The 6,450-nt window shown below is 30.9% G+C and carries 6 protein-coding genes; 2 read left to right on the top strand and 4 right to left on the bottom strand.

The features are described 5' to 3' along the window. Positions 1 to 33: 33 nt before the first annotated feature. The 4 genes from AVBRAN12637_RS08450 to AVBRAN12637_RS08465 form a co-directional block, all read right to left on the bottom strand. The gene (locus AVBRAN12637_RS08450; protein ID WP_336615699.1) at positions 34 to 519 is read right to left on the bottom strand and encodes a host-nuclease inhibitor Gam family protein; all 486 of its coding nucleotides are present in this window, start codon (positions 517 to 519) and stop codon (positions 34 to 36) included. Between the two features lie 88 nt (positions 520 to 607). Continuing rightward, entirely contained in the window at positions 608 to 1,498 is an 891-nt protein-coding gene (locus AVBRAN12637_RS08455; protein WP_336615700.1) for an AAA family ATPase, read from the bottom strand. Between the two features lie 56 nt (positions 1,499 to 1,554). After that, positions 1,555 to 4,338, bottom strand: a complete 2,784-nt coding sequence (locus AVBRAN12637_RS08460) for a DDE-type integrase/transposase/recombinase (RefSeq protein ID WP_336615701.1) — start codon at positions 4,336 to 4,338, stop codon at positions 1,555 to 1,557. Next, on the bottom strand, positions 4,335 to 4,505 hold the full coding sequence (locus tag AVBRAN12637_RS08465; RefSeq protein WP_336615702.1) for a hypothetical protein: 171 nt from the start codon (positions 4,503 to 4,505) through the stop codon (positions 4,335 to 4,337). The genes AVBRAN12637_RS08460 and AVBRAN12637_RS08465 overlap by 4 nt, the downstream gene beginning before the upstream one ends. Before the next feature lie 170 nt (positions 4,506 to 4,675). Between AVBRAN12637_RS08465 and AVBRAN12637_RS08470 the strand changes: the two genes are divergently transcribed. Together AVBRAN12637_RS08470 and AVBRAN12637_RS08475 are read left to right on the top strand one after the other, a co-directional pair. After that, the gene (locus AVBRAN12637_RS08470; RefSeq protein ID WP_336615703.1) at positions 4,676 to 5,353 is read left to right on the top strand and encodes a LexA family transcriptional regulator; all 678 of its coding nucleotides are present in this window, start codon (positions 4,676 to 4,678) and stop codon (positions 5,351 to 5,353) included. 338 nt (positions 5,354 to 5,691) lie between these two features. After that, positions 5,692 to 6,126 (top strand): tyrosine-type recombinase/integrase, encoded by a 435-nt coding sequence (locus AVBRAN12637_RS08475; RefSeq protein ID WP_336615704.1) that lies wholly within the window; start codon positions 5,692 to 5,694, stop codon positions 6,124 to 6,126. Positions 6,127 to 6,450 lie beyond the last annotated feature (324 nt).

Consider the following 6,450-nt stretch of genomic DNA (forward strand, 5'->3'; position numbering starts at 1 on the left):
ATTTCAAGCCCCTTGCAAGGCTATTTTAAATACTTAGTCAAGCTTGATTTTTTCTAGGTTTAAATCAATTCTAAAATTATCAGTAGTCTTTCTAGTAAGTCCAAGCTTAACTAATTCGCTATCGTTTAGCTCATTTAGTGCGTCTTTGTCTACTTTTTCTTCATACTTTATGCAGTCTTTAAAACCATAAGCTTTAATGCTTTTAATTAAGCTTTCAATTTTAGCTTTAGCTCTTGGCACACTTACAGAGCTTGAAAGTCTAAAACCTATCGTTCCAAAAACAAGCTCACGAGAGCGTTTTTCGCTAAACTCGTGCTTATTGTTTTCAGCGAAATCGCTTACTTGCTGTGTTAAAAACGCTCTTTCGTGTTCAAGCTCGTTCAAGCGTTCTACATAACGCTCTTTAATCTTGTTTGTTTCAATAGTAATATCATTGTTGATATTGCTTATCGCACACTCAATCTCACATAATCTTTGAAGATTGTTGTCAACCTCGTTAAAATCCTTTAAAACTGTCATAGTTTCTCCTTGTAAAAAAATTAGCATAAATGCTTATTTAAGCCCTAGCACTAGGACTTAATAAACATTCAAACTTTTAAATTCTTTCTCACATAAGCATTTTTTTAGCTTCTGCTATTAGTTCGCGTGTTATCTTGATATTTGCTTTTTCGCTTAGTTCTTTTGTTCGTTTTAATAAACTCATTGTGCTTCTAAAGTTTCTACGAGCTAAACGCTCAATGTAATCTACACACTCGCTATCATCTATGCCAAAGCGAGAACAAATATCTTTTATCTCACTTGGTTTTAAGCCTTGTAGTCTCCAATGCAAACTCGCTCTAGAGCTTAATTGCTCAAATTCATTAGTGTTGTTTTTAAGTATGCCTGTGAGGTTGTTTTCTAGCTTGTGAGTTCCTACAAAAACAAGTGGAGTTTTTGTTAAATCATGCATTCTGCGAAGTATTTCAAGACATGTGTGATTTAGCGTCTCAGCTTCATCTACTATAATGATATGATTTCTCTTTTTTAGTTCATCAGTAATTGCTAAAAACATATCATCACTTGAACCAGTAGAGCGAACATCAAGATTTAAACAAAGTCTTTTTAAAAGTGCTTTTGTTTTAATAGTTGGCACTACTTCTATAAGAATTGCTTGTGGGTGTTTTTTAGCGTATTCTTTAATAGTATTTGTCTTGCCTGTTCCTGCAAGTCCAATAATCGCACCCATACCACACACGCTTACTATCATATCAATAGTTCCAAAGATTGCTTTTACATCATGTGTGATTATAAAATCATCGCTATGTTGCGATTTTTTAGGCTTGAAACTATCTAAAAACTGCTTTACTTTAAGCTCAACTTCTTCGTGATAATTGAAGTTTTTATCATTATTCATATATTTTGATAGATAAGTAGTATTGTATCCTATACTATCAGCTACTTGTCTTTGACTAATTTTATTTGTTTTACAAAAATCTTTTAGTCTTGCTCTAACATCCATTTTATCTCCTTTGAAAAGTATTTAAAAAAACCTTATAAATAAGGCTTTTTTAAGCACTATCCAACATTTACATCATCAAAAATACTTTCCCAAGTCGCATCTTTGCTATCTTTACTTTCACTTATTTCATAATCTTCAAAACTAAGTCTTACTTCATCTAAAAGCTTTTTATTTGCTTTATATACACTTACCGTTTTATCATCCAATAAGACATTGTTTTTTGGTGTATTTAGTAGCTCGTTGTGTTCTTTTTCTCTTATTTTTAAGTCATATTCAACGCTAGTTTGTGTAAAGTCGCTAAGCTCTGCTTTTTTGATAACTTTTCTTACCTTACTTTGTGCTTGTTTGAATTCTTTTTGATGTGCTTTTAGCTCTTCTAGGCTTATATTTGCGATTTGTTTATCGTATGCTATACCTATAAATTCGGCATCTTTACTATACATATAAAGTTCTGAAACATTATCTATATTAATACACACTAAAAGTTCTGTTCCGACAAGCGGCATATCTGCACTTATATATGTTCTCTTATTTAGATTTATGCCCGTTTTTTGAACTTTTTTCACGATACTTTCACCTGCACGAGCCAAAAAGTATTCATAAGTAATTTTTGTAATAGCATTAGTGCATGAGTTCCACAAGTCAAGCCTTGAAACACAGCTTTTAACTCTGTGGCGTTGCATATTCCACTTAGCCACGCCTTTATCTAAAAGATTTGAAGCTTCTTCAAAGCTTAATAGGTGCTTTTGATTTGTTTTTTTGACTTTGCCATAAGCATTTTTAGCACTTCTGTCTTTTTTGGCTGTTCTTTGCTCTATGGCTTCACGCGTAGCTAAGTTGTGTCCTATATAGCCAGGTGCGAAACTTATAAAACTATGCTGTAAAGTCTTAAAATGTCTTTCAACGATAGCTTTTTTCTCGCCACTATATGGTGGAGTGTTTTCATAAGCTATGTTTAGCTTCGTTAGTGTATGTTGAAAAGTTGAGCCTAAATAATCTTTACCATTATCGCCCTTGATTTTTGCAGGCAATCCAAGCTCGTTTATGGCTTTCCAAAGCAATCTTATAAGTGCTAAACCATTGCTAGTCTCACTAAGCATTGCTACACATCTACCACTAAACACATCAACTACACTTAGTATGGTTGGGCGACTTTCGTTTCCTTGCTCGTCTCTTACAATCATATCAAGTGGGCTAGAGTCAATCTGCCAAATTTCATTTCTAGCACTAACTCTAGCTTTGCTATCTCCCATTGATGGTTGCAAATATGACTTAGCTTTATCTTCGCCTTTTTCGACCATTACAGCTTCTAGTAAATGCTCTTTTTTATAGTTTTCTATGTAGTTTTGAAGTGTCTTTACGCTAAAAAGCTCAGCTGTATCTTTTAATAAAAAGCCTTTAAAATCAAAGTTTTTAGCGTTTTCGTGTAGGATTTCGTGTAATTCTGCGTAGTTTAAACCACCAGCACCACTTTTTCTCCATAGATTTAATGCTAAATTACGAAGATATTGAGGTATGCATTCGCCAATACGACTAGCTTTTTTAATTGTTCTTTTATCAACAAAGCCTAAAAGTCCATTTTCTTCATACTTTTTAGCAAGTCTATAATACTGCTGTCTTGATATACCGAGCTTAGCACAAGCTGATTTTATACTAAAACCACGCCTTGCATACTCACAAATAACATCATAAATAAGCTCTTTTTTGCTTATATTTTTACTTTGTGTAGTATCTAGCTGAATGCTTAAAGGAGCGTAATTACCCACTGCATTACGCTCGTTTAAGCACTCATTTAGAGTGCTTGGTTCATCAATGTTTGAAGCTTTGCTGCTTGAGTGTTCGCTAAGCTTTTTCGTGGTAGATAAAGCCTTGCTAACTCCAAATCTAATCTCTCTAACTCCATCATCTTCGCATCTATATTCTCTGTCGTTTTCATAAAATCCATCGGTGGTTTTAGAAATCTTTGATTTTTGGCTATCTCTATTTGCTCCGCTAAGTCCTTCATCTGCCTTGCTATGTGATAAATTCTGCGAGTTTTTTCTATCATCATTTATTGCCTCCTGCTTGTTAATTTGTTCGCAATTTTTGCTATTTGTGTTCTTATTTGTATATTCTTGCGACATTGTTCTTTTAAATCTAGTTGAAGTGATACTATCTTTAATCTCATTTTTGTCGTTTTCATTAGATAGTAAAGATTTGTTATCACACTGATTATTAGCGTTATAATTAGTAGTATTGTCATCTACTGCTCCTTTTTCGTTTTGCAAATGTTCCATTCCCCCCAATTCTCCTTTTGGTGTATTTCCCACGGTATATTCGCACTCGTTAGCTCCTTCATTTTCTTTGTATTGCGTTGTAGATTGTTTGCTACTTTTGATGTCTGATACACATAACCTTCTAGGGTGCTTAGTAATTCTTTGCTTGATTTTTGCACCGCAAATGTTGCTTGTGGCACACTGCTTAGCTCCCTCAAAGCTGAAACCAAGTGCTTCATCACATCTAGGTGATTGTGTGCTAACATTTGTAGCGAATATTCCATCTGATTTACATACTTTGCTAGGTGCTCGTTTATTTCTTTCTCGTCCATTAACTCTCCTTGTTGAATTAGTCTTGAAAAAGTCTTGAATAAGCACTAATTCATCGTTATAAACTTCAATGTTAGCGTCTATCAAGCCTTTATTTAAAGCAATACGAAGCTGTGCTGAAGTTACCTTAAATAAAAGCTTATTGCCGTATTTTTTGTAGGTGTAGCGAGTTGAGTTACGAGCTGATGTTTGCCATAAAGCACTTTTACTAACTTTAAATATTAATGCTGCATATTTAAGTTCTATATAACTCATAATTCACTTTCCTTTAAAATACCATCGCTTATTAGTAGTTGTAAAGTTGGTTTTGTAAAGATATTAGTTGATATTTGATTTCTTAAATGCTGATAATTTATTTTTCTTACTCTAGCGTAATGTTTTACACTTCCAAAATGTAACTTTATTCTTTCTGTTATATTCATTTTGTTATTTTCCTTACAATTTTGTAAGAATTAAACCATAAATTTTGTTAGCAGTCAATAATATTTATATTAATTTTATAATTTTAATTACAAATTTGTAAGATTTTTTATTTTTAAAGTTATTATATAAATATGTTATACTTACAAAAATGTAAGGAGTAAGCAAAAAAATGATGACAATGAATAATGTTGTAGAGCGTATAAAAGAAAAATGCAAATTTACAAAAGATAAAGAAGTAGCAAAAGCATTAAAAATTAGTGATGGTGCTTTAAGTCAGCATAAGCTACGCAATAGTATTCCTTATAAAACTATAATTGACTTTGCATATATTAATGGTCTTAATCTTAATTATATTCTTACAGGTCATTCGGATGATAGAAATAATTGTGTTCAATTAAGATATTTTTCAGATGTATATGCAAGTGCTGGATATGGTGCTATTAATGAAATAGAAAAATATGAAAATATATATGTTGATAAAACACTGGCAAATGAATTATTTAATTTTCCTAAAAATTGCAATCAATTAGATATTATAAAAATAGTAGGCGATAGTATGGAACCTTTTATAAAAAATGGAGAACTTGTAGTTGTAAATAGAGCAAAAAATACATTAGATAAAATAAAAACTGGTGAAATAATTATAATAGCTATTGAAGGGGAAGTGTATTGCAAAAAATTAATTAAACAACCATTTAGTAACGAAATTATACTTAGTTCATTAAATTATGGATATAGTGATATAAAAGTTCAATTAGATGATTTTGAAAAAACATATATTATAGGTGTAGTAACACACACAATGAGTGTAAAATCTTTTGAAAGCCAAATCCAATGGTTAAAATAAAACTTATATTAATTTTAATTAAAATAATTAAAATTAAAAATTAAGTTTATATAACATTATGTAAGTAAAATGTAAGAGTATGTAACATTTAAGTTTAAAAAAATGTAAGCGTTTGTAACAAATGCCGTTTCCGTTTATAAAATTAAGTTTAAGGTTTTTAGTAAGATATTTTATAAATTGCTAAAAAAGGCTATAAACTAAAATAGCTTTATTTTAGACATACAATCGATACTCAAAAGAATATAATTAAAGCAATTGTTAATAATAAAGATAAATATAGTAATATTTTTTTATACGGAAGAAGAAAAAACGAAGTATTAAGCCTTAAATAAAAAGTTATAGATTTTAAAAACGAAAGCTATATAATACGCTCCGAAAATTGTAAAATCTCTAAAACTATGGAATATTCATTAACCCCTTTATTAAAATATAGATTAAAAGAGCATTATAAAAATACTCTATTTAACTCACCTAAAGATTATGTATTCACAAACCCAGATACAGCAAATAAATATATAGATTTACGCAGAGCTTGGAATAACTTTTTAAATAAAAACAATTTACCAAAAATGAGACTTCACGACATAAGGCATTTAATAGGAACTTATGCTATTAATCATTTAGGACTTAGTATGGAAAGCGTAATGCTTACCTTAGGACATTCAAACATTACAACTACACACGGCTACTTAACACGCAATAAAAACCTTTCAAAAATGGTAATTAATAGCATTTTAGAAAGCGTTATAACTCCTTTAAATAACAATAATTAATTTTTACTAATTTATGCTTTATGCTTTGTGGGGGTATGGGGGAACCCCCCCCCATAAAGGCTTAAAAGGTAATCCCTTTTAAGCCGTAGCAATAAAAACGCAAAGCGTTTTTACTCTAGTTAATGCGTTAGCATTAACACCACAAACGCATAAAAATGCCTTTTATTTCAAAAATCTACTAAAAACAATATTTACCTTTATTATTAGCCCTTTAACGATTTAAAGCACCATTAAACGCATTTAAAGGCTATATCTTTAAGTTTATTAAATCTAAAGCTAAATAATCTAAGAGAGAATAAAAAGGGCGTGAGTTATGGCGGGGGG

It is taken from the genome of Campylobacter sp. RM12637 (assembly GCF_020137645.1).
Taxonomy (GTDB): Bacteria; Campylobacterota; Campylobacteria; order Campylobacterales; family Campylobacteraceae; genus Campylobacter_E.